The sequence below is a fragment of the Mycolicibacter heraklionensis genome, from assembly GCF_019645815.1.
Lineage (GTDB): Bacteria > Actinomycetota > Actinomycetes > Mycobacteriales > Mycobacteriaceae > Mycobacterium > Mycobacterium heraklionense.
In genome coordinates, this window is record NZ_CP080997.1 from 2,944,575 (window position 1) to 2,970,557 (window position 25,983).

Here is a 25,983-nt window from a genome sequence, read left to right on the forward strand (position 1 = left end):
CATGACCTGCCCACGGGGTGGCTGACAACGCCCGAGACGATCAAGAGGTGGCATTGGTTCTGCGCGGCGTGACGGCCGTTCTGCTGCCGGGGACCGGATCCGACGACGACTACATCGGCCGGGCGTTTCGGCGTCCGTTGCAGCAGGTGGGTGCCGAATTGGTGACGCATCGCCCGCAGCCGGGCCGACTCATCGAGGGTTATCTGGAGGCGCTGGATGCGGCGGCCGCGCAATCCGGCCCGATCCTCGCCGGTGGTGTCTCGATCGGCGCGGCGGTGGCCACCGCGTGGGCACTGCGCCATCCCGAGCGAGTGGTCGGAGTGCTGGCCGCGCTGCCGGCCTGGACCGGCGCCCCCGATGACGCACCCGCCGCCCACGCCGCGCGCTACAGCGCCGAGCAGTTGCGCAACGACGGTCTGGCGGTGGTGGTGGCCCAGATGCTGGCATCGAGCCCGGGGTGGCTCGGCGACGAGTTGACCCGCTCGTGGACCGCTCAGTGGCCGCAGCTGCCCGACGCTTTAGAGGAGGCCGCGGCCTATGTCGCGCCGACGCACGCCGAGCTGGCGGCCCTGACCGTGCCGATGGGAGTGACCGCCGCGGTCGACGACGCGGTCCATCCGTTGCAGACGGCCTCCGAATGGGCCGCCGCCGTGCCGCGCGCGGCGCTATGCACCGTCACCCTGGACCAGATCGGCGCCGACCCGACCGCCTTGGGCACCGCCTGCGTGACCGCGCTGACGATGGCGCTGGCGGATTGACTAACCGCCGGTGTTGATTCGGCGGTCCAGCTTCGGCTCTCCTGCGTCGAGCCTCGCTAACCGCCGGTGTTGATTCGGCGGTCCAGCTTCGGCTCTCCTGCGTCGAGCCTCGCTAACCGCCGGTGTTGATTCGGCGGTCCAGCTTCGGCTCTCCTGCGTCGAGCCTCGCTAACCGCCGGTGTTGATTCGGCGGTCCAGCTTCGGCTCTCCTGCGTCGAGCCTCGCTAACCGCCGGTAATAGTGCGCAACTGCTGCATCGCGGAACCCTCCACGCTGCGGCGAGCGGCCGGCGCGGGCGGTATGTCTCCGCCTCCACCGAACATGGTGGCCTCCTGCAGCGCGGCTGCCTGCTGCACGGCGGCCTGCTCGGCCGCCGCCTGCTGCGCCGCGGCCTGCTGCGCCGCAGCCGCTCGCAACTGCTCGGCCATCGGCTCGGGCAGTCGTACCGGCAACGGGGTACGCACCGGCAGCGGCGTGTCGCCGCGGCGGACGACGGTGTCGGCCAGCGCCTCTCGCGCCTGCTGGGCGAGCACCTCCATGGTCTCGGGCCGACCGTTGATCACGCAGCGCACCATCCAGCGGTAGCCGTCGACCCCGATGAACCGGACCGCCCCGGTCGCCGAACCGAGCACCTCCCGGCCCCACGGGCCGTCGACGATGCTGACGTTCGCGTTGTCCCTGCGCAGCGCCTCGGCCAGCTCACCGGCCACCTCACGCCACAGACCCGCCGACTTGGGTGCGGCGTAGGCCGCGATGTTGAACCGGCCGTGGGACGTCACCAGCCACACCGCGCTGGGGACACCCGCCTCGCTCAACTCGACCTGGACCTGAGCGCCCGGCGGCATCGGCACCAGCACCGAGCCCAAGTCGAGCCGGGCCGTCGTCGCCGCCGCAGGGTCGTCGAAGTCCTCGATGTCGAAGGGGCCCTCCAGCTCTTCCGACTCGGATACGAACTCGTCCCCTTCTCCGTAGGCTTCCGGCCCGGCGCTCATCGGCTCGTCGGCCTCGCCTTTGCCTTTACCCCTACCGAATGCCATCACAGCCGCCCATCTTCGTCACTTCGTCATCACTAGCCGTCACAAACTCGCGTGCCCCCCTGAGGAGCCGTGACCACCGGCGCCGCGGGTCGTCGGGGCCAGCCCGGCCTCGTCGAACGACGCCACCTCCACCAGCTCCGGAAGCTCGACTCGCTGCACCAGCAACTGCGCAATCCGGTCGCCGCGGTGGATCTCGATCGGCGTCGCCGGGTCCAGGTTGATCAACGAGACCTTTATCTCACCACGATAGCCCGCGTCGACGGTTCCGGGACTGTTGACGATCGAAAGGCCCACCCGCGCAGCCAAACCCGACCGAGGGTGGATAAGGCCGACCATGCCGAAAGGAATTGCCACCGCGATCCCGGTGGGCACCAGGGCGCGCTGCCCCGGGCCCAACTCGACGTCGACCGCACTGAAGAGGTCGACGCCGGCATCGCCGGCGTGAGCACGGCTCGGCAGTGGAAGATCCGGATCCAAGCGAACAACCGCAAGACTGGGTGACACGAGGCGCAAGACTACTCTTAGCCGGATGTCGGGATCGCGCCTGAACCATCGGGCATCGCAGACAGTGCGCTACAGCGAACAGCTGTGGGTGCCGTGGTGGTGGTGGCCACTGGGGTTCTTGGGCAACGGCCTGATGGCCTACGAAGTCCGCTTGGGCCTGCGCACGCTGCCCGGCTGGCTGCCGTTCGCGGTGTTCTTCGCGGTCACCGTCGCCGCCCTGCTGTGGCTGGGGCGCATCAAGGTGCAGGTCATCGAGAACGGCGGGGAAACGCAGCTGTGGGCCGGTGACGCGCACCTGCCCGCGACCGTGATCGCACGCTCCGCCGAGGTCCCGCGGACGGCCAAGTCCGCAGCACTGGGCCGCCAGCTCGATCCGGCGGCATACGTCCTACATCGCGGCTGGGTGGGGCCCATGATCTTGGTCGTCCTCAACGATCCCGACGACCCGACGCCGTACTGGCTGGTCAGCTGCCGCAACCCACAGCGGATGCTGGCGGCTTTGCGCACCTAAGCAGGATTGAGCGGGACAGGCCTGGTCAGGCCGCGCAATCGGTGCAGATCATCACACCGTTCTTCTCACTGGCCAGACGGCTGCGGTGCTGCACCAGGAAACAGCTCGAGCAGGTGAACTCGTCGGCCTGCTTCGGAACGACACGCACCGACAGCTCTTCACCGGACAGGTCGGCGCCGGGCAGCTCGAACGACTCGGCCGATTCGGACTCGTCGACGTCGACCACGGCGGACTGCGCCTCGTTGCGCCGCGCCTTGAGTTCCTCCAACGAATCCTCGGAAACGTCGTCGGTCTCGGTGCGACGCGGGGCGTCGTAATCGGTAGCCATGGTCTTCTCCCCTCAAGTCCCCTCGAAAGCCTGCGCGAGCTTTGTACCAGCGTCGAACGCATCCACCAAATGATTCGTGCCCGGATCGCGGTCGGATCAAGTGTGATTTGCGTCACATTGCATTGCTGACCACGGTCATCGTCCGCGCGCGCGCCCTCTAGAGTGCGTACGTGGTCGCGCAAATCACTACCGGTACCGAGTTCGACAAACACGGTCGGCCGTTCCGGCGACGCAACAACCGACCGGCAGCCTACGCCTTGGCGGCGCTGGCGCTGCTGACCGCGGTGGCATGGGCGGTGGCGCTCACCCGGCCGGCCGACATCCATGAGGTCGCGGTCTGCAATGCCCCACCGGCGCCGACCGAGCCGGCCCAGCCGCGGCTGGGCACCCAGGTGCCGCGCGCCGCGATGATCAGCACCACCCCGGCCAAGCTGGCCGACATCAAGGCCCGGGTCCTCAACGCCAGCGGCCGCGCCGGACAGGCCGCCGACGTCGCCGATGCGTTACGCGACGACGGCTTCGCCCAGCCGACCGCCGCCAACGACCCCATCTACATCGAGGACCGGCTGGACTGCCAGGGCCAGATCCGCTTCGGCCCGGCGGGCCAAGCCGCCGCGGCGGCGCTCTGGCTGGTGGCGCCTTGCACAGAGCTGTTCCGCGACGACCGCGCCGACGATTCGGTGGATCTGGCGGTCGGCAGCGACTTCGTCAGCCTGGCCCACAGCGATGACATCGAGGCCGCGCTGGCCGGCCTGCGCCCCGACGCCACCGGGTTGCCCGACCCTGCGCTGCTGACCAAGATTCACTCCGGCACCTGCTGACGACCGATCGCCGAAGAGGAGATCCATGACCGGCACCGACCCCGCCCCTTCCCCGACTGAGGACCGTCCGACTGCCGGCGCACGGCGGCAACGACGCGGCTTCGGCGTCGACGTGGGCGGCAGCGGTATCAAGGGCGGCGTCGTCGATCTGGACACCGGTGCGCTGATCGGTGAGCGGTTCAAGCTGCCCACGCCGAGCCCCGCCACTCCCGCCTTGGTCGCCCAGACCGTCGCCGCTGTGGTCCGGGACTTCGGTTGGACCGGCCCGCTGGGCGTCACCTATCCGGGCGTGGTGGTCAACGGCGTCGTGCAGACGGCCGCCAACGTGGACAAGTCCTGGATCGGACTGAACGCGCAGGACACGATCGCCGCCGAACTCGACGGCCAGCAGATCGTCATCCTCAACGACGCCGACGCCGCCGGGCTCGCCGAGGAGCGCTTCGGGGCAGGCAAGAACAACAGCGGCGTGGTCGTATTGCTCACCTTCGGGACCGGGATCGGCTCGGCGGTGATCCACAACGGAAAGCTGCTGCCCAACACCGAACTCGGACATATCGAGGTGGGCGGTAAAGAAGCCGAGCACCGGGCCGCCGCGTCGGTCAAGGAGCGGAAGAACTGGTCCATGGAGAAGTGGGCCAAACAGGTGACCATGGTGCTGATGGCGATCGAGGACGCACTCTGCCCGGATCTGATCATCGTCGGCGGCGGTATCAGCCGCAAAGCCGATCGGTGGGTGCCACTGCTGGCCAACCGGACTCCGGTGGTCGCCGCGACACTGCAGAACACCGCGGGGATTGTCGGGGCCGCGATGGCGTCGTCGGCCGACGTGACCCGCTGAATAACGCCCGCTCGGCGATTACCGCCTCGCCCTGTCGTTACAATGGTCGACGGCGGCCGCCTAACCGATAGCGGCGACTATCCCAGTTGATCACCAACTGAAATAGAGCCGACATTCGACATACCCGACACTTTCGGTTGCGCACAACGCTGCAACCCGGAAGTCAGTCCGACCGAAGGGGTGGACGTGGCAGCGAGCAAGGCACAGCCGGCGACTGAGGAGCCCAAGAAGGGCAGCGCCACCAAGGCGCCCGCCAAAGCCGCCGTGAAGTCGCCTGCCAAGGCTCCCGCCAAGTCTGCCGCTGCAGCACCCGCCAAGCGGACCGCGGCCAAGGCCACCAAGGCAGCAGCGCCCGCCAAGAAGGCCACCAAGTCGACGGCGCGCGGCGCCGGCGCCGACGGCGAGGCCAAGCCCGCGACCCGGTCGACCCGGGGCCCGGCGAAGAAGGCCGCCAAAGCCACCAAGGCAGGCGCGAAGAACGCCGATGCCGACTTGGCGCCCGAGGATCTCGACACCGATGTCGAGCTGGACGGCGAGCCCGGTGTGGACGACATCGACGAGGCCGACCTGAGCCTGGACGAACTCGACGACGACACCGAGGCGGCTGCCGACGGCGACGACACCGCGGCGACCGCGCCCGCCGACTCGGCCGACGAGGGCGAGGAAGGCGACGACGACGAGATCACCGAGCCCAGCGAGAAGGACAAGGCCTCAGGCGACTTCGTCTGGGACGAAGAGGAGTCCGAAGCGCTGCGGCAGGCCCGCAAGGACGCCGAGCTCACCGCGTCGGCCGACTCGGTCCGCGCCTACCTCAAGCAGATCGGCAAGGTGGCGCTGCTCAACGCCGAAGAGGAAGTCGAGCTGGCCAAGCGGATCGAAGCCGGCCTGTTCGCCACGCAGAAGATGGCCGAGCACGCCGAAAAGGGCGACAAGCTGGCGGTCGCCTACCGGCGTGACATGGCATGGATCTGTCGGGACGGCGATCGCGCCAAGAATCACCTGCTCGAAGCCAACCTGCGCTTGGTGGTGTCGCTGGCCAAGCGCTATACCGGCCGCGGAATGGCTTTCCTGGACCTGATCCAGGAGGGCAACCTCGGTCTGATCCGCGCGGTGGAGAAGTTCGACTACACCAAGGGCTACAAGTTCTCCACCTACGCCACCTGGTGGATCCGCCAGGCGATCACCCGGGCCATGGCCGACCAGGCACGCACCATCCGCATCCCGGTCCACATGGTCGAGGTGATCAACAAGCTCGGCCGCATCCAACGCGAGCTGCTGCAGGACCTGGGCCGCGAGCCCACCCCCGAGGAATTGGCCCGGGAGATGGACATCACCCCGGAGAAGGTGCTGGAGATCCAGCAGTATGCCCGCGAGCCCATCTCGCTGGACCAGACCATCGGCGACGAGGGCGACTCGCAGCTGGGCGACTTCATCGAAGACAGTGAGGCCGTGGTCGCCGTCGACGCGGTCTCGTTCACCCTGCTCCAGGACCAACTGCAGTCGGTGCTCGAGACGCTCTCCGAGCGCGAGGCCGGTGTGGTGCGGCTGCGGTTCGGCCTCACCGACGGCCAGCCGCGCACCCTCGACGAGATCGGTCAGGTCTACGGCGTCACCCGGGAGCGCATCCGTCAGATCGAGTCGAAGACGATGTCGAAACTCCGGCACCCCAGCCGGTCTCAGGTCCTGCGCGACTACCTCGACTAGCCTGCAGCGACATGGCCAAGACACCCCCGGCGGCAGTACTCAGTGCCGTCAACGCGTTTCGTGGCGGTCTGCAGCGCCTGCGCCAGGCGACCGTCCCCGCCTCTGTCGCCGTCGTGGAGCTGGGGTTCGGCGGATGGCTGACCCAGGCGCTCAGTGCCGCGGTGCGACTCGGGATCGCCGATGCGCTCGCCGCCGGTCCGCTGACCGCCGACGAGGTCGCCCACCGAGTGGGCACCGACCCCCGCGCCACCTACCGGTTGATGCGCGCCTTGGCCAGCAACTCGGTGCTCAAGCTGCGCCGCGACGGCCGGTTCGCGCTGACCCGCACCGGGCGCGCCCTGGTCTCTGACAATCCGGCCAGTGTGGCCCCGATGATCGCGTTCGTCGGCCACCCGGCGCACCGGGAACATTGGTCGCACCTGGAACACTCCGTGCGCACCGGCGAGACCGCCGTCGGCAAGGTTCGCGGCATGCCCTTCTTCTCCTACCTGGACACCGATCCCGAACTGGCGCAGGTGTTCAACGACGCGATGACCGGGGCGTCGGCCGTGGCGATCGAAAGCGCTGTCCCCGCATATGATTTCAGCGCCAGCAAGCTGATCGTGGATGTGGGTGGCGGCCATGGCGCACTGCTTGCCGCGGTACTGCGTCAGGCGCCCGACGCTCGCGGTGTGCTGTTCGACCTGCCGCAGGTGGTGGCCGCCGCCGACGCGACGGTGGCGGACGTGGCGTCACGCTGCGACATCCAGGGCGGATCGTTCTTCTCCTCGGTCCCCGCCGGCGGCGACACCTATCTGCTCAAGACCGTCATCCACGACTGGGACGACGAACAGTCCCTGGCAATTCTGCGCAATGTCCGGGCCGCCATCGCGCCCGGCGGCAAGGTGCTGCTGTTCGAGATGGTGCTGCCCGAGGGAGCGCCCGCCCACTTGGGCCTGGTGCTCGACCTGGAGATGCTGGTTGCCGCCGGCGGACAGGAACGCACCCGGCGCGAGTACGCCGAGTTGCTGTCCCAGGCGGGATTCGAGCTGCAGCGCGTGGTGCCCACCACCAGCCCGCTGGCGATCGTCGAGGCCCGGGCTGTCTGAGACGCCGAGGCCGGCACCGCGGCGTAGGATCGCCCAGCATGCCGACCGATGACGCGTCGCCGGCGACTTTCGCCGCGTTGTTGAAGCGCGCGGCCACCCATGGCCACCGGGTGCCGCCCGAGGCCGATCTGAATCCCGCTGTGCTCGACGCGATCAACGCGGTCGCCGCCGCCTGGCCGCGCGTGCCCGCAGTTTTGATCAACAAGGCGCAAACGACGTTCGCCCGTAGCGAACTCACTCGGGCGTCCGCGGCCAAGCCGACCACCCCGATCAACCTCAACCAGCCGGGCCGAACACGCCGTCCGGACCGGGCCGATAATCACTGACACCGATCACGGCGTCAACCGGCAACGGCCCGTACAGATGCGGGAACAGCATCGCCTCCGGATCGCTTGGCACGCCCGGCTCCCAGCGCACCGGCGCACCGACTTTGGCCGGATCCACCTGCAGCAAAACCAGATCCGTGCAGCCTCGATACAGCCGGTTGGCGGGCAGGTGCACCTGCTGGGGCGTCGACATGTGCACGAATCCCACACTGTTCAACGACTCCGGACGCAGCGCCCCAGTCACCTGCGCCTGCGCCCAGTCGCCGGCACTGCACAGGTGGACCAAGACACCGTGCGGGTTCGCGGACTGCGTCATGTCACCCATCCTGCCGCACCCCGTCGCGAGGTGAGACACGACACAGCCGAACCGGGGAACAACGCCGAACGTGCAAGCGTCTGACACACTTGAGGACAACCGCGAGAAACGGAGGAGCCCATGAACGCGACTCTGACCAGTCCCGAACTCACTCGGGCTGATCGATGCGACCGGTGCGGCGCCGCCGCACGGGTACGAGCCACGCTGCCCTCCGGTGCCGAACTTCTCTTCTGCCAGCACCACGCCAACGAACACGAAGCCAAGCTGATCGAGCTGGCCGCCGTGATTCAGGTCAGCGCAGCCGCTGAGGCGTAACCAGAGCCGGCAGGCAACACACCGTCTGCGCCGATTGTGCAATAGCAGCGCCCGTCAGGAATGCTGGGCTGGTCATGAGTGACCAGATCCCCAAACCTTCCCGTCATCACCTGCTCCGCATCGCGCGTCGCACCCTGGTCAAGAGCTGGGACGATTCGATCTTCTCCGAATCGGCACAGGCGGGGTTCTGGTCGGTGTTGTCGCTGCCACCACTGCTGCTGGGGATGCTGGGCAGCCTGTCCTACGTGGCGCCGCTGTTCGGACCGGACACGCTGGCCACCATCCAGGATCGCCTGATCGGCATGGCCAGCAGCTTCTTCTCCAAGAACGTCGTGGTGGAGATCATCGAGCCGACCGTGCGGGACATCGTGGCCAATGCCCGCGGCGAGGTGGTCTCGCTGGGATTCGTGATTTCGCTGTGGGCCGGGTCGTCGGCGATCTCGGCGTTCGTCGACTCGGTGGTCGAGGCCCACGATCAGACCCCGCTGCGCCATCCGGTGCGGCAACGCTTCTTTGCGCTGGGCCTCTATGTCGCGATGCTGGTGATCGCCGTTGCTGCGGCCCCGTTCTTGGCGCTGGGCCCGCATGCGGTGGCCGAGCACCTGCCGGAGCGGTGGACCGACCTGCTGCGGTTCGGCTACTACCCGGCGCTGGTGTTGGGCCTGCTGCTGGCGGTCACCGTGCTCTACCGGGTGTCGCTGCCCAAACCCCTGCCCTCGCATCGCTTGGTGTTCGGCGCATTGCTGGCCACCACGGTGTTCGTCGTGGCGACCATGGGCTTGCGGATCTACCTGCGCTACATCACCAGCACCGGCTACACCTACGGGGCGCTGGCGACGCCGATCGCCTTCCTGTTGTTCGCGTTCCTGCTGGGCTTCGCCATCATGCTGGGCGCGGAACTGAACGCGGCGGTCCAAGAGGAGTGGCCGGCGCAGGCCACCCACCTGCACCAGCTGCGTACCTGGGTGGTGTCAGGACGGGGGCGTACCGACCCCGACAATGGCGCCGCCGACCCGGTCAACCCTGCTTGAGAGTCGCGTAGATCCGCTTGCAGTCCGGGCAGACCGGGGAGCCCGGCTTGGCCGACTTGGTCACCGGGAAGACCTCACCGCACAGCGCCACCACGTGGGTGCCCATGACCGCGCTCTCGGCGATCTTGTCCTTCTTGACGTAGTGGAAGTACTTCGGGGTGTCGCCGCCGGTCCCGTCGTCGACGCGTTCCTCGGAATCGGTGCGTTCGAGGGTGTCGGTCTCTATGCCCATGTCCCCATTGTGCCCAGAACTGGAGATGATCCAAAACCCCACGTGCCACCAAATCCGTCGTGTGGGACAGTGGAGTAATGAAGCACGGCCCCGAGCTGGGTTTCGACGACGACGGTCGACCGGTCCTGATCACTGCGGCCGCCCCGTCCTACGAGCAGCAGCACCGCGAGCGGGTACGCAAGTACCTGACCTTGATGGCGTTCCGGGTGCCTGCGCTGATCCTCGCCGCGATCGCCTACGGAATATGGCACAACGGCCTGGTTTCCCTGCTGATCCTGGTGGCGTCGATACCGCTGCCGTGGATGGCAGTGCTGATCGCCAACGACCGGCCGCCCCGCAGCGCCGAAGAGCCCCGCCGGTATGACGCGGCACCCACGAGAACTCCGCTTTTCCCCACCGGCACCCGCCCCGCCCTGGAACGGCCGGAGCGCCCGGAATCGGGCGGCAGCGCCACCGGCGAAGCGCCGTACGGTACCGGTTCTTAGCACATTCTCAAAGTCATCGCCGTATTTCCGCACGTCAAGTGGTGTGGAAAAGCGATCGGCCGGGAACTCTGCACTCGTGTCGGGCGTTGACACGTGTGACAGCTGAAGCCGATCAACGGGAGGCCGCAATGGCAAAGGCAGATGCCACCACCAGTCGGATCGACGGCGATCTGGACGCGCAGAGCCCAGCCGCAGATCTGGTGCGGGTGTACCTCAACGGGATCGGCAAGACAGCATTGCTCAATGCCGCCGACGAGGTGGAACTCGCCAAACGGATCGAGGCCGGGCTGTACGCCCAGCATCTGCTCGAGACCCGCAAGCGCTTCGGCGAGAAGCGCAAGCGTGAACTCGCCGCGGTGGTACGCGATGGTGAGGCCGCCCGCCGGCACCTGCTGGAAGCCAACCTGCGCCTGGTGGTCTCGCTGGCCAAGCGCTACACCGGCCGGGGTATGCCGCTTCTGGACCTGATCCAGGAGGGCAACCTGGGGTTGATCCGCGCGATGGAGAAGTTCGACTACGCAAAGGGTTTCAAGTTCTCCACCTACGCGACCTGGTGGATCCGCCAGGCCATCACCCGGGGGATGGCGGATCAGAGCCGCACCATCCGGCTGCCGGTCCACCTGGTTGAACAGGTCAACAAGCTGGCCCGGATCAAGCGGGAAATGCACCAGCAGCTGGGCCGGGAGGCCACCGATGAGGAGCTCGCCGCCGAATCCGGTATTCCGGCGGAGAAGATCAACGACCTGCTCGAGCACAGCCGCGACCCGGTCAGCCTCGACATGCCGGTCGGCTCCGACGAGGAGGCCCCGCTGGGTGACTTCATCGAGGACTCCGAGGCGATGTCGGCGGAGAACGCGGTGATCTCCGAGCTGCTGCACACCGACATCCGCAGTGTGCTGGCCACCCTCGATGAGCGCGAACACCAGGTGATCCGGCTGCGGTTCGGCCTCGACGACGGCCAGCCCCGCACGCTGGACCAGATCGGCAAGCTGTTCGGTCTGTCCCGCGAGCGGGTCCGCCAGATCGAGCGCGAGGTGATGGCCAAGCTGCGCCATGGCGAGCGCGCCGACCGGCTGCGCTCGTACGCCAGCTGACGCAGGCCGGGTCCGCCGTGGGCGGCCCCGGCCCGTCTGTCCCGCGCTCCGGCGGGCCGCCGATCTCGGTGGCCCGCCGGACGTGCGTTATCGCCGGAGCGCCGGGCGTCGCTTGCTCACCGTGTACTTGGCTGTCGAAGTAGACTCAGCTGCGACGGAAGGTGCCGAATGAATGACCTGGTTGATACCACCGAGATGTACCTCAGGACGATCTACGACCTTGAGGAAGAGGGTGTCACCCCGCTGCGCGCGCGGATAGCCGAGCGGCTGGAACAAAGTGGGCCGACCGTCAGCCAGACGGTGTCCCGGATGGAACGCGACGGTCTGCTGAAGGTGGCCGGCGACCGTCACCTCGAGCTCACCGAGAAGGGCCGCACGCTGGCCGTCTCCGTGATGCGCAAGCACCGGCTGGCCGAGCGCCTGCTCGTCGACATCATCGGGCTGCCGCTGGAAGAGGTGCATGCCGAGGCATGTCGCTGGGAGCACGTAATGAGCGAGGACGTCGAGCGACGCCTGGTTCAGGTGCTCGACAACCCGACCACGTCGCCGTTCGGCAACCCCATCCCCGGCCTGCCGGACCTCGGATTCGGCGCGGGCTCCGCCGGTTGGGATTCCGACCTGGTACGGCTGACTGAATTGCCGGCCGGCTCCCCGGTGGCGGTGGTGGTCCGCCAGCTCACCGAGCACGTCCAGGGCGACATCGACCTGATCACCCGGCTGAAGGAAGCCGGTGTGGTGCCCAACGCCAGGGTGACCGTCCAGACCGATGGCGACGACGGCGTGACCATCGTGATTCCCGGCCACACCGACGTGAGCCTGCCCTACGAGATGGCCCATGCCGTGAAGGTCCAGAAGGTCTGAGCACCGCCGCTTCAGCCGGCTTGCTGGCCGAACCCCTGCCGCCCAGGCAGTTTCACCCCGATCTGCTTCGCCAGTCGATAACCGGTGTCCGCCAGTCCGCGGATGCGCTCGGGCCGCAGCCCCGACTGCAACGCGGTGTCGAGCAGGCCCGCCATCCGATGCCCTGGTTCGCCGCGCAAGGCGGCCTCCAGTGACACCCCGGCCAGCGGCCCGTCGCCGCGTGCGTAGGCGCTGAACGCCAGCAGAACCAGCGCCTCGGCCCGCCACGGCTCGGGCAGTGCCCGGGCCAACGCCGACCAGAGCCGCTCGGCTTCGACAGCGTGATCGCCGATTGCCAACGCACACAGGGTGTCCCGGACCAGTACATCGGTGAGCGGGCAGCCGAGCCGGGCCAGCTCCGCGGCGGTCGGCTCCCGGCCGCCCGCCAGCGCAACGATGGCGGCCAGCACCTGCTCGACGTCGCGGCGGGCCCGATCCCGGGTGTCGCCCTCCCCCGCCGCCCACTGCGCCGCACAGTCCCCGATCATTGCGGACACCGCGGCACAGCGTGCCGGGTCATCGGGGGTGATCACCGCCTGCAGGTCCGCACGCCGGGCATAGAGCCGCCTGCCTTCCAGCACGGCGGCGGCCGCCAGCGGCGACGCCTCCGGGTCGTCGACCGGTCCACCGGCACCGCAGCCGTCCGCGCAGTGCCACCGTCCGCCGTGGGCCACCTGGTCCACCACGTGCGCGCTGAGCAGCACGATGCCGTGGCCGGACAACTCCTCGGTCAGCGCAGCGATCAGCCGGCGGTGCTGGTCGTTGCAGACCGGGCAGCACGCGCCCGCGGCGTCGACGATCACCGCGATGGCCGCTGCCGGAGCGGCGGCCGCGGCGACGTCGGCGAGCCGGCCGATGGTGTCGACGAGCGCGTCGGACAGGTCGACTCGCAGCACCGAGCCCAGTTCACCCCCGTCGACCGCCACCAGGATCAGGGATTTCTCCGGCACGAAGCCGAGGATGGCCGGCAGCGCAGCGATAAGGGCTCCGGGCCGATTCAGCGTGAATTCCGGTTGCTTCGTTGTCATGGCAGCAACGTTGACGACCTCCCCCGTCATCGGGGGCGCGTCCGCGCCTCGCCGCCCACCAGGTTGGGGATGAACCGGCAACTGTGAACAGATGGTGTTCGAGATGCATGACCGGACGAATGAGCGTAAGTGTCAGTGTCATGGATTCGAAGCGCGAGTACGACATCATCGTGATCGGTTCAGGTCCAGGGGGGCAGAAGGCGGCCATCGCATCGGCCAAACTCGGTAAGTCGGTCGCGGTGGTCGAACGCGGCCGAATGATCGGTGGCGTCTGCGTGAACACCGGCACCATCCCGTCCAAGACACTGCGCGAGGCGGTGCTGTACCTGACCGGGATGAATCAGCGTGACCTCTACGGCGCCAGCTACCGGGTCAAGGACAAGATCACTCCCGCGGATCTGCTGGCGCGCACCCAGCATGTGATCGGCAAGGAAACCGAGGTGGTGCGCAACCAGCTGATGCGTAACCGGGTCGATCTGCTGCTGGGACACGGCCGGTTCATCGACCCGCACACCATTGTCGTCGACGGTCACGGTGGCGCCGAAAAGACCACTATCACAGGCGATTACATCGTCATCGCCACCGGAACCAAGCCGGTCCGCCCCGCCGGCGTCACGTTCGACGAGGAACGGGTGCTGGACTCCGACGGGATCCTCGACCTGCGATTCATCCCGGCGTCGATGGTGGTCGTGGGCGCCGGCGTGATCGGGATCGAGTACGCCTCGATGTTCGCTGCGCTGGGCACCCGCGTGACGGTGGTGGAGAAACGGGACTCGATGCTGGAATTCTGCGACCCGGAGGTCGTCGAGGCGCTGCGTTTTCACCTGCGCGACCTCGCCGTCACTTTCCGGTTCGGTGAGGAGGTGACCGCTGTCGACGTCAGTTCGAGCGGCACCGTCACCACGTTGGCCAGCGGCAAACAGATTCCCGCCGAGACGGTGATGTACTCGGCCGGGCGCCAAGGCCACACCGCCCACCTCGACCTGGCCAACGCCGGCCTGGCGGCCGACAAACGGGGCCGCATCGTCGTCGACGAGATGTTCCAGACCTCGGTCGACCACATCTACGCGGTCGGTGACGTGATCGGTTTCCCGGCGCTGGCGGCAACGTCGATGGAGCAGGGCCGGCTGGCCGCCTACCACGCGTTCGGCGAACCGACCGACGGGATCACCGACCTGCAGCCGATCGGGATCTACTCGATCCCCGAGGTCTCCTATGTGGGGGCGACCGAATTGGAGCTGACCCGAAGCGCGATCCCCTACGAGGTGGGGGTGGCGCGATACCGGGAGCTGGCCCGCGGCCAGATCGCCGGTGACTCCTACGGAATGCTCAAGCTGCTGGTGTCGACGACCGACCTGTCGCTGCTCGGCGTGCACATCTTCGGCACCAATGCGACCGAGATGGTGCACATCGGCCAGGCCGTCATGGGATGCGGCGGCACGGTGGAATACCTGGTGGACGCGGTGTTCAACTATCCGACGTTCTCCGAGGCATACAAGAACGCCGCACTGGACGTGATGAATAAAATGCGGGCCTTGCAGCAATTCCGCAGTTGAGGCACCATCGGCAGACTTTTTCATCGCTCAGCGAACGCCGCCGGCGCCACGGAATGCCCGCGGTACCCACGTACGTTGTCCACCACATGCGCGCACCGTTTTCGGCGCGCGGCCCCCGGTGGGGGAAAATAGACGGTGCGACCCATTGCGGTCCGCACAATGAGGAGGCAGAAGACCATGGCCGACTACCCGGACAACGGTCCCGACCGGGGCCGGCACTACCAGGCCGACCAGAGCGGCATGTACGAGCTGGAGGTTCCGGCGCCGCAGCTGATGTCGGCGGACGGCGAGGGGCCGGTCCTGATTCACGCGCTGGAGGGTTTCTCCGACGCCGGCCACGCGATCCGGCTGGCCGCCAAGCACCTCAAGAGCAAGCTGGACAGCGAGTTGGTGGCGTCGTTCGCGATCGACGACCTGCTCGACTACCGGTCGCGCCGGCCGCTGATGACGTTCAAGTCCGACCACTTCACCCACTACACCGAGCCCGAGCTCAGCCTGCACGCGTTGCGGGACAGTGCGGGCACCCCGTTTCTGCTGCTGGCGGGCATGGAGCCCGACCTGAAGTGGGAGCGCTTCATCACCGCGGTGCGGCTGCTGGCCGAACAGCTCGGGGTGCGCCGGACCATCGGCTTGGGCACGATCCCGATGGCCGTTCCGCACACCCGGCCGGTGACCCTGACCGCGCATTCCAACAACCGTGAGTTGATCAGCGAATTCACCCCCTGGATCACCGAGGTTCAGGTTCCGGGCAGCGCGTCCAACTTGTTGGAGTACCGGATGGCGCAGCACGGCCATGAGGTCGTCGGCTTCACCGTGCATGTGCCGCATTACGTGGCCCAGACCGACTACCCCGAGGCCGCCGAGGCGCTGCTCAAGCAGGCCGCCCAGACCGGCGCCCTGGAGCTGCCGCTGACCGAGCTCCGCGACGCCGCGGCCGAGATCCGCGCCAAGATCGACCAGCAGGTCGAGGCGAGCGCCGAAGTGGCCCAGGTGGTCACGGCCCTGGAACGCCAGTACGACGCGTTCATCACCGCCCAGGAGAACCGGTCGCTGCTGTCGCGCGACGAGGAACTGCCCAGCGCCGACGAGCTCGGCGCCGAGTTCGAGCGCTTCCTGGCGCAGGAGGCGAAGAAAAACCTCGACGGCGACGACTGAGGTCCGTGCCGCGCGCTACCCGGTTCGACGCAGCGTGGCGGTGAGGTGGTTCTGCGCGGGCTGGCCAACTGCCCCCATGTCCAGCGTGTAAGACAACTCGTCGCCGTCGAGGCGATAGTGGCGGCGAAGCACGGTCACTTCTTTGGCGGTCGGCGCCAGCCCGATCGTCGGTGCCGACATTTGCAGTTCCACGCCATTGGCGGTGACCGTGTAGCTGCCGACCTCGATCTCCGTGATGCCGCTGGGGTGCGCCAGCACCCACTCGATCTGGCCCAGTTGCGGCACCCGCAGGTAGCCGGCTTCAGCATGCAGAGGCAGGCCCTCGACGGGTGACTTGGTCTTCTGGCCGTAGACCAGGAACGGCTTGCCGACGTGTGAGAACACCACCTCTTCGAGGTAGTCGAATGACGCGATCGTGGGATACACCCCGGATCCTCGGCCTGACCAGGTGCCCAACAGCGGGGCCAGCTCCACAAGGTTGGGATGCAACTCGGGTGCCATGCCGCCAGCCTAGTGCGCGGGGGTCGGCCCGCACCGCTCAACTGGTGCTGGGCATCTCGCGGTGTTCGCGCAGGGCCGCGATCTCTCGCTCGAAGTCGGCGGCCGAGGAAAACGACCGGTACACCGAGGCGAATCGCAGATAGGCCACTTCGTCGAGCTCGCGCAGCGGACCCAGAATCGCCAGGCCCACCTCGTGGCTGGGAATCTCCGGCGAACCCGCCGCTCGCACAGCGTCTTCCACCTGCTGCGCCAGCAGGTTCAGCGCGTCGTCATCGACCTGGCGACCCTGGCAGGCCCGGCGCACCCCGCGCATGACCTTCTCACGGCTGAACGGCTCGGTGACGCCACTGCGTTTGACCACCGCCAGCACCGCGGTTTCCACGGTGGAGAAACGGCGGCCGCATTCCGGACAGGAACGACGGCGGCGGATGGCCTGTCCTTCATCGGCTTCGCGGGAATCCACCACCCGGGAGTCTGGATGGCGGCAAAACGGGCAGTGCATTGCCGCTCCTTCGCCGTGCCGGGAACCCAGGCCCTCAGACAGCTGAGGCACCGTGGACCACTGGGACAACTGCGAGCGTACCTGCGCGGGTTGCCCGCGGCGCCCCGCAGTGGCTGCAAGCGGCGACCGAACCGACACTTCGACCTCAGCCCAACGGCGCGATCAGCGTCTGGCCGGCGTCCAGGGCCACCGACTCCAGGCTGTTGAGCTCGCGGATGCGCTCGATGACCTGTCCGGCCGGCGCGTCCGGTGCGACGCGGGCCGCCAGGTGCGCCAAGCTCTCCCCGCTCTGGACGCGCACCACACCGAGCTGGTCGGGCACGGCGGAGGCGCTGCCGGCCGCTGCCGCGCCGAACTGCGCGATCAGCCCGAGCCACACCGTGATCCCGGCCGCGAGAAGGGCCAGCACGACGGTGGTCGCCGGGGTGATGGCCTTGACTGGCTGCGGCCGGTGCGGAGCACGTGACATCAGCACCCCGGAACCGCGGTGGCGTAGCGGGGCGCCTCCCGGGCGCTGCCGGACCAGCCGTGCCGGTTGGGTGCGGATCGGGTACGCGCGACCCGGCGTCCGGGGACCGCGCGGCTGCCGGGCTCGCTCGTACCCGGCCGGCTCGAACGTCGGAGCGATCGTGTCGATGAGCATCATGTGCGGTTCTCCCTCACTCGGCGTCGGCGACCCTGTTCGCTCGACTGTTCGAATACTAATCGATTGTATGTTCGATGTCCGAACATGTGATCGAATCGTTGTCGAAAACATTAGCGAAAGGGTCCGACAAGTCGCCGACCGTTTCGAACGTCCGCGCGACACACCTCGAACACATGTTTGATTAATCGCAGCGATGCGACTAGATTCGCCCCTATGAGTGACAGCAGCAGTAACCCGGCGAGCCCGGACTCAGCGCTCACCGCCCGGCAACGCACGATCCTGAACGTGATCCGCGCTTCGGTGAACGAGCGGGGTTATCCGCCGAGCATCCGCGAGATCGGCGACGCCGTCGGACTGACCTCGACCTCCTCGGTCGCTCACCAGCTGCGCACGCTCGAGCGCAAGGGCTACCTGCGCCGTGACCCCAACCGTCCCCGCGCTGTCGATGTCCGTAGCCAGGAGGACGCGGCCGGCGCCGCTGAGGCCGCGCAGCGGACGGAATTCGCCGGATCCGACGCACTGCCGGAGCCCACTTTCGTTCCGGTTCTGGGCCGGATCGCGGCCGGCGGGCCGATCCTGGCCGAGGAAGCCGTCGAGGATATCTTCCCGCTCCCCCGCGAGCTGGTCGGTGAAGGTGAACTGTTCTTGCTGAAGGTGGTCGGCGAATCGATGGTGGACGCCGCGATCTGCGACGGCGACTGGGTCGTGGTGCGCCAGCAGAACGTCGCCGACAACGGCGACATCGTGGCCGCCATGATCGATGGCGAGGCGACTGTCAAGACGTTCAAACGCACCGGCGGCCAGGTCTGGCTGATGCCGCACAACCCCATTTTCGATCCCATTCCCGGTAACGACGCGGTGGTGCTGGGCAAGGTCGTGACCGTCATCCGCAAGATCTGACCAACACCGGAGATCCGCTGGCCTACACGGGGATCAAGGTTTTTCCGCGGCTGTCAGTACGAGTGCCGCGCCGCGGCGCTCAGCCGGCCCTGGTGAAGCCGTTGAGCCGCGCCGCGTCCTCGGTGGCGAACCAGATCTCGGCGAGGGTGTCGTCATACAGGGCGTTCTGCGGCGTGTAGTAGAGCCCCGAGCCGATGTTCGCCTTGATCGGGTAGCCGGTCGGCTGCTGGTACGGGTCGTCCAGCGGCAGGTGCATCACCGGATGTACCGATTCGTCCATGCCGAACGTGCGCGTGTCCGCACTACCGCCGAAGGTGCGCGTGTCCGCACCACCGCCGAACCTGCGGGGCTCCGCGACAGAGCCGAACCCGCGCGGGTCCGGCCCGGCACCGCCGTGGCCCACGGCATGCCGACCGGTGCCGAAATCTTCTTCGGTCACCACCCGGGTGGGCGCGGTGTCGGCGTCGTCATCGTCGTCGGCTTCCGGCTCGGACTCGTGCTCGCCGTAGTGCAGCCACGGCGCATCCGGGATCGACGAAACCGGCAGCTCGGGCTCGGACGCATACGGCGACGCGCCATAGCGGCTCGGCAACCGGACCGTGCCCTCGTGCTCGCGGTGGTCCTCGCGCCGGTCGTGGTGGGCCCACTGCTCGTCATCGTCGTCGTAGTCGTCGGCGACCGGAGCCGGCACCGCGACCGGAGCGCCCGGCAGCACCGCGGCCGGCCGGCGCCGCTGCCACCACATCGCGGCCCCGGCGAGCGCGCCCAGCACCGCCAGTACCACGACCGGGATCAGCACCCACAGCCAGTTCCAGTGCGTCTCTTTGGCGACGCCGGTCGATGTGGCCTTACTGCCGTCAGGCAGGTTGGTCCCGGGAATCTGCAGGCCCGACAGCGATTGCGCCAGGTCGGCCGGTTCCGTGCTGAACGTGTTGGTGGCCTGGTTCCAGGCGATCGATCCGCCGGTGAACTTCTGCGACACCACGTCACCGTCGACGGTCTGGTCACCCACCGGGGCGCCCAGCTTTCCAGACGCGCCGTCGAGCTTGTCCCAGGCCGCCTTCATCGCGCTGCGCACCACGAAGGCGCCGTTGTCGGGGCTGAAGAAGATCACCGGCTCGTCGTCGGCGGCGAACGAGTTGAACTTGCTGCCTGCGATGGCTCCGTCAGCCGTGCTGGTGATCGGGAAGCCCAGATCGCTGCCGGCCGGCCCGCCCAGCGACTCGTATTTGGCCAGCACGTCGCCTTCGACCGCGTTGGCTCCGGTGACCGGGCTGAAATAGACCTTGCCGTGGGCGAAGTCCTGGCCCGCGCCGCCGTTGTCGCCTATCGCGTACTGGCCGCCCTGCTTGGCCCCCAGCGCTCCGGCGGGACCGCCGGCGGTTCGCCAGGTCTGGTCGATGGCCGCTGTCGGGTCGACCTGGGCCTGTAGATCGGCCAGCTGCGCCGCCAGCTCGGGCGGAACCGTGGTGAAAGTCCTGGTCGCGCTGTCGAAGGACAGTGTCCCGGCGCTGAACTTCTGGGTGACGACGGCGCCGTCGTAGCTCTCGTCCTCGACCGGCACGCCGAGCGCACCGGTAGAGCTGCCCAGCTTGTCCCAGCCGGCGTTGATCGGTCCGCGCACCACATGAGCGCCGTGCTCGGGCGTCCAGAAGATCACCGGGTTGTCGGCGCCGGACAGGATGGCCACCCGACTGCCGGGGACCAGCCCGGGCACTTCGTCGCTGCTGGGGAATCCGAGGCCGTTGTCCGCCGCGCCGCCCAGCGCCTCGTACTTGTCCAGGATCGCGCCGTAGAGCGCCTTGGCGCCGGTTTCGGGCGTGAAGAAGACGGTGCCACCGGCGAAGTCCTGGGCGAACCCGACGCCGGCCGGGTGCACATCCCCCTTGGGGGCGCCCAGCGGCGATCCGTCGCCGCCGGCCGCCTGCCATGCCGCCGTGATGGCGTCGTGGGCATCGCTGTCGGGCGTCGCCGCGGCGGTCTGCACCGACAAGAGCACGGTGACCGTCGCTGCCAGGCCGAGCGCCATGCGCACCGCCGTCTTGCCGAACCGATCTTTCCGACTAGTCACCAGCCCTCCCAGGCATCATTATCGACGTTATCGACGCAAATGTTTCCGGCATAGACTTTCCCGCAATCGGCCCGTGTTTCGAAGCCAAGTCATCGATATTGCGGAAACAGATACCCACCCGATGCTGAAATGATGCGAAAGCCGGCGCCCGGAACGGAACGAGGGGCGCTACCAAACCTGCAGGTAGCGCCCCTTGCAGCACCCAGTTGGGCGCCGTAATCGTTCCCGGTTGCCTCGGCTAGACGCCGAGGCTGCGGCCGATGATCTCTTTCATGATCTCGGTGGTGCCGCCGTAAATGGTCTGAACGCGGGCATCCAGATAAGCCCGCGCGACCGGGTATTCGCGCATGTAGCCGTATCCGCCGTGCAGCTGCAGGCAGCGGTCGATCAGGTGCACCTGCTTCTCGGTGGAGTACCACTTGGCCATCGCTGCCTGCTCCACCGTCAGCTTCTTATCCAGGTGCAGCTTGATGAACTCGTCGACCATCATCCGCACCACGGTTGCCTCGGTGGCCAGCTCGGCCAGCAGGAACCGGCTGTTCTGGAAGCTGCCGATCGGCTTGCCGAACGCTTTACGTTCCTTGGTGTACTGGATCGTCTGCTCCAAGACCGCCTCCATGGCGCCGGCGGCCATGATCGCGATCGAGATCCGTTCCTGCGGCAGGTTCTGCATCAGGTAGATGAAGCCCATGCCCTCCTGGCCGAGCAGGTTCTCCACCGGGACGTGCACGTCGGTGAACGACAGCTCGGCGGTGTCCTGGGCGTCCAAACCGATCTTGTCCAGGTGCCGGCCCCGTTCGAAGCCCTCCATCCCGCGCTCGACCACCAGCAGGGAGAACCCCTGCGCGCCCTTGTCGGGGTCGGTCTGGGCGACCACGATCACCAGGTCGGAGTGGATGCCGTTGGTGATGAACGTCTTGGAGCCGTTGAGCACGTAGTGGTCGCCCTGCTTGACGGCGCGGGTCTTGATGCCCTGCAGGTCGCTGCCGGTGCCCGGCTCGGTCATCGCGATCGCGGTGATCAGCTCACCGGTGCAGAACTTGGGCAGCCAGCGCTGCTTCTGCTCCTCGTTGCACAGTTCCAGCAAGTACGGCGCGCAGACGTCGTTGTGCAGGCTGAATCCCAGGCCGCTGTAGCGGCCCGCGGTGACTTCCTCGGTGATGATCGTGTTGTACCGGAAGTCCGGGTTGCCGCCGCCGCCGTACTCCTCCGGGACGGCCATGCCCAGGAAGCCCTGTTTGCCGGCTTCGAGCCACACGGAGCGGTCGACGATCTTGGCCTTCTCCCACTCCTCCTGGTAGGGAGCAGCGTGCCGGTCCAGGAAGGCGCGGAACGACTCCCGGAACAGCTCGTGCTCGGGCTCGAACAGGGTTCGCTGGTACTTCACTGCGGCACTCATTGCCTGACCTCCGGTCGACGGATCTTTCCGACGAGAATAGACCAACCGGATGGTTGGGCAGCTCAGTGGTGGGTGTCGGCGCTAGCGCCCGGCCGTGGTGGCCGCCGAGGCCCGGCCACCGCCCCGCTGCCGGCGCCGGGCGTCGACCTGGCCAGCCGGCTGCTGAGCACCGCCACCGCCACGGCGGCGCCGCGGGCGGCCGGGTTGGCCCGGCGACGTCTTGGCACGGCCCGGCGGGGCCTTCGGGGCCACCGGGGCCGGCGCCCGCAACGGCGCGACCTCCCCCACCAACTCGAGTACCGAAACCGAATCGGCGGCCACCTGTTGCGGAGCGACGGAGATACCCGCGCGACGCAACAGCACCTGGGTCTCCCTGCGCTGCTCGGGCAGGACGACGGTGACGACGTCTCCGGCGCTGCCGGCCCGCGCCGTGCGCCCGGAACGGTGCAAGTAAGCCTTGTGCTCGGCGGGCGGATCCACGTGCACCACCAATTCGACCTCATCGACGTGGACACCACGCGCGGCGATGTCGGTGGCCACCAGCACCCGGACGTCCCCGTCGGCGAAAGCCGCGAGATTGCGCTCGCGGGCCGGCTGCGACAGGTTGCCGTGCAGATCGACCGACGGCACGCCGGACTCGGTGAGCTGCCGAGCAAGCTTGCGGGCCTGATGTTTGGTACGCAGGAACAGGATTCGTCGACCGGTGCCCGATGCCAGCAGCTGTACCAGGTCCTTCTTGTCCTGCAGCCCGGAGACGTGGAACACGTGATGGGTCATCGCCGGAGGAGGCGCGTCGAGTTCATCGACGGAGTGCGACACCGGATTCCGCAAGAAACGCCGTACCAGCTTGTCGACGCCGTTGTCCAGGGTCGCCGAAAACAGCAGTCGCTGACCGGTTTCGGAGGTGGCGGCCAGAATACGGGTGACCCCGGGCAGGAAGCCGAGGTCGGCCATGTGGTCGGCTTCATCCAGCACGCTGATACGTACCGCGTCCAGGGTGATCAGCCGCTGCTTCATCAGGTCCTCGAGCCGGCCCGGGCAGGCCACCACGATGTCGGCGCCTGCGTTGAGCGCAGCCACCTGCCGGCTCTGCGCCACCCCGCCGAAGATGGTTGTCACCTTCAGCCCACTGGCCGCCGCCAACGGTTCCAGCGTTGCGGCGATCTGGGTGGCCAGTTCGCGGGTGGGGGCCAGCACCAGACCGCTCGGCCGGGCTGGGCGCCGCTTCTCGCCGGCCAGCCGAACTACCAGCGGCAGCGAGAAGGCCAGCGTCTTGCCGCTGCCGGTCTTGCCCCGGCCGAGCACGTCACGGCCGGCCAGACTGTCGGGCAGGGTCGCGACCTGGATGGGAAAAGGAGCAGCAATGCCGCGGTCGGCGAGCACACCGACAAGTGCGGCGGGCACGCCGAGGTCGGCGAAGGAATTGGTAGTCATGACATGCCTTTCCGGCATCGGCTGTGCGGCAGAGGCGCCACGACGGCGCCGATCTGTCTGCAACACAGGGGTTGGCGAAATTGCCTGCTGGCAATAACTTTCGCCGCGAGAAGAGCTCCACACGCCAGCTGAATCGGCACCAGGGGGCCGCGACGGCGGTGAGTAAGCGTTCCACGACGCGTGAGCACCAGCCTATCGCACCGGCGCGAGAATGCCTAAAACGCGGCGAATTCCCGCAGACTGGCCGCCAGCGCGGCGGGAACCCGCGCGCGGATGCGGGTACCGCCCTCGCCGTGCTCGGCCTGCTGCACCCGGCCCTGTTCATGCACCCTGGCCACCAAATCACCACGACCGTAAGGGATGACGACATCGACCGCGGTGTCGACCGGCGCCACCAGCTGGCCCATCCGTTGGCGCAACGCGTCGATGCCCTCGCCGGTGTGCGCTGAGACGAACACCGCTTCCGGCAGGGCGCGGCGCAACTGGGCCAACGCGAGATCTCCGGCGGCATCAATCTTGTTGACCACCAAAAGTTCCGGGGCAGACCGACCATCATGTTCGGCGATAACTTCGGAGATCACCTCGCGCACCGCGCTGATCTGCGCGAGCGGCGCGGGGTCGGAGCCGTCGACCACATGCACCAGCAGATCGGCGTCGGCGACCTCCTCCAGCGTGGAACGGAACGCCTCCACCAACTGGGTGGGCAGATGCCGCACGAACCCGACTGTGTCGGTCAACACAAACGGCCGCTCGTCGTCGAATTGCCCACGGCGCGTAGTGGGTTCCAATGTGGCGAACAGTGCATCCTGAACCAGCACTCCGGCACCGGTCAGTGCGTTGAGCAAGCTGGACTTGCCGGCGTTGGTGTAGCCGACGATCGCCACCGAAGGGACGTCACTGTGCCGGCGGCGGCTACGCTGGGTGTCGCGCACCTGCTTCATCGCCTTGATCTCGCGGCGCAGCTTGGACATCCGTTCCCGGATCCGGCGCCGGTCGGTTTCGATCTTGGTCTCACCCGGACCGCGGGTGCCGACCCCGCCGCCGGCGCCGCCGGCCCGCCCACCGGCCTGCCGCGACATCGACTCACCCCAGCCGCGCAACCGCGGCAGCATGTACTGCATCTGCGCGAGCGCCACCTGCGCCTTGCCTTCGGCGCTGGTGGCGTGCTGGGCGAAGATGTCGAGAATCAGCGCGGTGCGGTCGATCACCTTGACCTTGACCGCCTTTTCCAGTGCGGTCAGCTGCGCCGGGGACAGCTCACCATCGCAGATGACGGTGTCGGCGCCGGTGGCCAGCACCATCTCCCGCAACTCCTGGGCCTTGCCGGAGCCGATGTAGGTGGCCGGGTCGGGCCGTTCGCGACGCTGGATCAGACCCTCGAGCACTTCTGAGCCGGCGGTTTCGGCCAACGCCGCCAGTTCCACCATGCTGGCGTCGGCCTCGGCGGCGGTGCCCTCGGTCCACACCCCGACCAGCACCACCCGCTCCAGGCGCAGTTGGCGGTATTCGACCTCGGAGATGTCGGCGAGTTCGGTGGACAGCCCGGCGACCCGGCGCAGCGCAGCGCGGTCGTCGAGGTTCAGCTCACCGGTGCTGGGCTGTTGCCTCGAGTCGGGGTGGCTCACTGCGCCGCCCACCACCTCGGAGCGATGTCGCCACGCGCCACCAGTTCCGACGGACCGCGCAGGTAGCTGCCGGCCTCGGTGACGGTGACGCTGACCTGCCCGCCGGGGATGTTGACCCGCAGCGTGCCGGTCGAGGCTCCGGTATGGGCCAGGGCCGCCACGACGGCGGCCACCGTGCCGGTGCCGCACGAGCGGGTCTCGCCGACGCCGCGCTCATGCACCCGCATCGCTACCGCGCCGTCCCGCGGCGCGGTCAGGATCTCCACGTTCACCCCGTTCGGGAACTGGGCGGTGTCGAACGACACCGGCGCCCCGACATCCAGGGCGGCCAGCTCGGCCTCGGACAACTCCGGAGCCACACAGGCCAGGTGCGGGTTGCCGACGTCGACGCCCAGACCCGCGAACCGCCGCCCGCCGACCAGTACCTCGAATGCCGGGCCGGAACTCCCGAGCAGGTTCGGCTTGCCCATGTCGACGGTCACGTCGGCACGCACGTCGTCGGCGTGGTGCACGATCACCGGTCGCGGCCCGGCCAGCGAGCCGACGACGAACTCATCGCGGGATTCCAGGCCGGCGGCGCGTAGGTAGTGCGCGAAGACCCGGACGCCGTTGCCGCACATCTCGGCCACCGAGCCGTCGGCGTTGCGGTAGTCCATGAACCAGTCGCCGGGCGCCACCCCTTCGGGCAGCTGGTCGAGCACCCCCGCGGCCGACGCCGCGCCGGCGGTGGTCACCCGCAACAGACCGTCGGCGCCCAGCCCACGGCGGCGGTCGCACAGCGCGGCCACCGCGGCAGGAGTCAGCTCCAGTGCCGCGTCGAGGTCCGGCAGCAACACGAAGTCGTTCTGGGTGCCGTGGCCCTTGGCGAAAAGCATGTG

Annotated in this window: 29 protein-coding genes; 15 read left to right on the top strand and 14 right to left on the bottom strand. The window is 68.2% G+C overall.

All coding sequences use genetic code 11. The features are described 5' to 3' along the window. The first annotated feature begins 47 nt into the window (after positions 1–47). Positions 48–758: an alpha/beta fold hydrolase gene (locus K3U94_RS13805; protein ID WP_220694077.1), complete on the top strand. Its 711-nt coding sequence runs from the start codon at positions 48–50 to the stop codon at positions 756–758. Between the two features lie 224 nt (positions 759–982). On the opposite strand, the gene K3U94_RS13810 is transcribed toward K3U94_RS13805, so the two are convergent. Then, positions 983–1,798: a DUF3710 domain-containing protein gene (locus tag K3U94_RS13810; protein WP_434084871.1), complete on the bottom strand. Its 816-nt coding sequence runs from the start codon at positions 1,796–1,798 to the stop codon at positions 983–985. A gap of 36 nt (positions 1,799–1,834) precedes the next feature. Further along, positions 1,835–2,299, bottom strand: a complete 465-nt coding sequence (gene dut, locus K3U94_RS13815) for a dUTP diphosphatase (RefSeq protein WP_047318447.1) — start codon at positions 2,297–2,299, stop codon at positions 1,835–1,837. Between the two features lie 25 nt (positions 2,300–2,324). Here dut and K3U94_RS13820 point away from each other — a divergent pair, with 25 nt between their 5' ends. Further along, a complete protein-coding gene (locus tag K3U94_RS13820) occupies positions 2,325–2,810 on the top strand; it encodes a DUF3093 domain-containing protein (RefSeq protein WP_220694079.1) in 486 nt (161 codons plus the stop codon). Positions 2,811–2,835: 25 nt separating this feature from the next. On the opposite strand, the gene K3U94_RS13825 is transcribed toward K3U94_RS13820, so the two are convergent. Next, positions 2,836–3,138, bottom strand: coding sequence for a DUF4193 domain-containing protein (locus tag K3U94_RS13825; RefSeq protein ID WP_013829371.1), 303 nt, complete (start codon positions 3,136–3,138; stop codon positions 2,836–2,838). Positions 3,139–3,308: 170 nt separating this feature from the next. Between K3U94_RS13825 and cei the strand changes: the two genes are divergently transcribed. The 5 genes from cei (at position 3,309) to K3U94_RS13850 (ending at position 7,915) form a co-directional block, all read left to right on the top strand. Further along, on the top strand, positions 3,309–3,959 hold the full coding sequence (gene cei, locus K3U94_RS13830) for an envelope integrity protein Cei (protein ID WP_220694080.1): 651 nt from the start codon (positions 3,309–3,311) through the stop codon (positions 3,957–3,959). Positions 3,960–3,984: 25 nt separating this feature from the next. Next, positions 3,985–4,797 carry a polyphosphate--glucose phosphotransferase gene (gene ppgK, locus K3U94_RS13835; protein ID WP_047318450.1) on the top strand — a complete coding sequence of 271 codons (813 nt, stop codon included), beginning with the start codon at positions 3,985–3,987 and terminating at the stop codon, positions 4,795–4,797. Between the two features lie 186 nt (positions 4,798–4,983). After that, positions 4,984–6,501, top strand: coding sequence for an RNA polymerase sigma factor (locus K3U94_RS13840; protein WP_220694081.1), 1,518 nt, complete (start codon positions 4,984–4,986; stop codon positions 6,499–6,501). 11 nt (positions 6,502–6,512) lie between these two features. Then, a complete protein-coding gene (locus K3U94_RS13845; RefSeq protein ID WP_220694082.1) occupies positions 6,513–7,589 on the top strand; it encodes a methyltransferase in 1,077 nt (358 codons plus the stop codon). 38 nt (positions 7,590–7,627) lie between these two features. After that, on the top strand, positions 7,628–7,915 hold the full coding sequence (locus tag K3U94_RS13850; protein ID WP_047318452.1) for a hypothetical protein: 288 nt from the start codon (positions 7,628–7,630) through the stop codon (positions 7,913–7,915). Here K3U94_RS13850 and K3U94_RS13855 read toward each other — a convergent pair. Continuing rightward, a complete protein-coding gene (locus tag K3U94_RS13855; RefSeq protein WP_220694083.1) occupies positions 7,866–8,231 on the bottom strand; it encodes a DUF952 domain-containing protein in 366 nt (121 codons plus the stop codon). The two genes, K3U94_RS13850 and K3U94_RS13855, sit on opposite strands and share 50 nt — an antisense overlap. 120 nt (positions 8,232–8,351) lie before the next feature. Between K3U94_RS13855 and K3U94_RS13860 the strand changes: the two genes are divergently transcribed. Together K3U94_RS13860 and K3U94_RS13865 are read left to right on the top strand one after the other, a co-directional pair. Further along, positions 8,352–8,546, top strand: coding sequence for a DUF7455 domain-containing protein (locus K3U94_RS13860; protein ID WP_047318454.1), 195 nt, complete (start codon positions 8,352–8,354; stop codon positions 8,544–8,546). A 74-nt stretch (positions 8,547–8,620) separates the two neighbouring features. Then, positions 8,621–9,577, top strand: a complete 957-nt coding sequence (locus K3U94_RS13865; RefSeq protein WP_220694084.1) for a YihY/virulence factor BrkB family protein — start codon at positions 8,621–8,623, stop codon at positions 9,575–9,577. Here the strand turns inward: K3U94_RS13865 and K3U94_RS13870 are convergent. Further along, entirely contained in the window at positions 9,564–9,803 is a 240-nt protein-coding gene (locus tag K3U94_RS13870; protein WP_047318623.1) for a DUF3039 domain-containing protein, read from the bottom strand. The genes K3U94_RS13865 and K3U94_RS13870 overlap by 14 nt on opposite strands. Before the next feature lie 65 nt (positions 9,804–9,868). On the opposite strand from K3U94_RS13870, the gene K3U94_RS13875 reads away from it, so the two are divergent. The 3 genes from K3U94_RS13875 (at position 9,869) to K3U94_RS13885 (ending at position 12,249) form a co-directional block, all read left to right on the top strand. Then, entirely contained in the window at positions 9,869–10,294 is a 426-nt protein-coding gene (locus tag K3U94_RS13875; RefSeq protein WP_220694085.1) for a DUF3099 domain-containing protein, read from the top strand. 128 nt (positions 10,295–10,422) lie between these two features. Next, entirely contained in the window at positions 10,423–11,388 is a 966-nt protein-coding gene (gene sigB, locus K3U94_RS13880) for a sigma-70 family RNA polymerase sigma factor SigB (RefSeq protein ID WP_047318457.1), read from the top strand. Between the two features lie 168 nt (positions 11,389–11,556). Next, positions 11,557–12,249, top strand: a complete 693-nt coding sequence (locus tag K3U94_RS13885) for an iron-dependent transcriptional repressor DtxR (protein WP_047318458.1) — start codon at positions 11,557–11,559, stop codon at positions 12,247–12,249. An 11-nt stretch (positions 12,250–12,260) separates the two neighbouring features. Here K3U94_RS13885 and K3U94_RS13890 read toward each other — a convergent pair whose 3' ends face one another. After that, on the bottom strand, positions 12,261–13,316 hold the full coding sequence (locus tag K3U94_RS13890; protein ID WP_220694086.1) for a DUF4192 domain-containing protein: 1,056 nt from the start codon (positions 13,314–13,316) through the stop codon (positions 12,261–12,263). A 140-nt stretch (positions 13,317–13,456) separates the two neighbouring features. Between K3U94_RS13890 and sthA the strand changes: the two genes are divergently transcribed. Together sthA and K3U94_RS13900 are read left to right on the top strand one after the other, a co-directional pair. Continuing rightward, entirely contained in the window at positions 13,457–14,872 is a 1,416-nt protein-coding gene (gene sthA / locus K3U94_RS13895; RefSeq protein ID WP_047318460.1) for a Si-specific NAD(P)(+) transhydrogenase, read from the top strand. 177 nt (positions 14,873–15,049) lie between these two features. Next, entirely contained in the window at positions 15,050–16,027 is a 978-nt protein-coding gene (locus tag K3U94_RS13900) for a proteasome assembly chaperone family protein (protein ID WP_047318461.1), read from the top strand. A 15-nt stretch (positions 16,028–16,042) separates the two neighbouring features. On the opposite strand, the gene K3U94_RS13905 is transcribed toward K3U94_RS13900, so the two are convergent. From K3U94_RS13905 to K3U94_RS13915, 3 genes are all read right to left on the bottom strand, one after another. Next, positions 16,043–16,528 (bottom strand): peroxynitrite isomerase, encoded by a 486-nt coding sequence (locus K3U94_RS13905; protein WP_047318462.1) that lies wholly within the window; start codon positions 16,526–16,528, stop codon positions 16,043–16,045. Positions 16,529–16,565: 37 nt separating this feature from the next. Beyond that, positions 16,566–17,030 carry a transcriptional regulator NrdR gene (gene nrdR, locus K3U94_RS13910; protein WP_047318463.1) on the bottom strand — a complete coding sequence of 155 codons (465 nt, stop codon included), beginning with the start codon at positions 17,028–17,030 and terminating at the stop codon, positions 16,566–16,568. Positions 17,031–17,175: 145 nt separating this feature from the next. After that, positions 17,176–17,676: a LysM peptidoglycan-binding domain-containing protein gene (locus K3U94_RS13915; RefSeq protein WP_220694087.1), complete on the bottom strand. Its 501-nt coding sequence runs from the start codon at positions 17,674–17,676 to the stop codon at positions 17,176–17,178. A gap of 213 nt (positions 17,677–17,889) precedes the next feature. Between K3U94_RS13915 and lexA the strand changes: the two genes are divergently transcribed. Next, the gene (lexA, locus tag K3U94_RS13920; protein WP_047318465.1) at positions 17,890–18,576 is read left to right on the top strand and encodes a transcriptional repressor LexA; all 687 of its coding nucleotides are present in this window, start codon (positions 17,890–17,892) and stop codon (positions 18,574–18,576) included. Between the two features lie 79 nt (positions 18,577–18,655). Here lexA and K3U94_RS13925 read toward each other — a convergent pair whose 3' ends face one another. The 5 genes from K3U94_RS13925 to dapF form a co-directional block, all read right to left on the bottom strand. Then, a complete protein-coding gene (locus K3U94_RS13925; RefSeq protein WP_230987118.1) occupies positions 18,656–20,647 on the bottom strand; it encodes an LGFP repeat-containing protein in 1,992 nt (663 codons plus the stop codon). A 238-nt stretch (positions 20,648–20,885) separates the two neighbouring features. Next, positions 20,886–22,046 (bottom strand): acyl-CoA dehydrogenase family protein, encoded by a 1,161-nt coding sequence (locus tag K3U94_RS13930; protein WP_047318467.1) that lies wholly within the window; start codon positions 22,044–22,046, stop codon positions 20,886–20,888. Positions 22,047–22,127: 81 nt separating this feature from the next. Then, positions 22,128–23,480 carry a DEAD/DEAH box helicase gene (locus K3U94_RS13935; protein ID WP_220694088.1) on the bottom strand — a complete coding sequence of 451 codons (1,353 nt, stop codon included), beginning with the start codon at positions 23,478–23,480 and terminating at the stop codon, positions 22,128–22,130. 215 nt (positions 23,481–23,695) lie between these two features. Further along, positions 23,696–25,105 (bottom strand): GTPase HflX, encoded by a 1,410-nt coding sequence (hflX, locus tag K3U94_RS13940; protein ID WP_220694089.1) that lies wholly within the window; start codon positions 25,103–25,105, stop codon positions 23,696–23,698. Then, entirely contained in the window at positions 25,102–25,980 is an 879-nt protein-coding gene (gene dapF / locus K3U94_RS13945) for a diaminopimelate epimerase (RefSeq protein WP_220694090.1), read from the bottom strand. Before dapF ends, hflX begins: the two co-directional genes overlap by 4 nt. Positions 25,981–25,983: the final 3 nt, after the last annotated feature.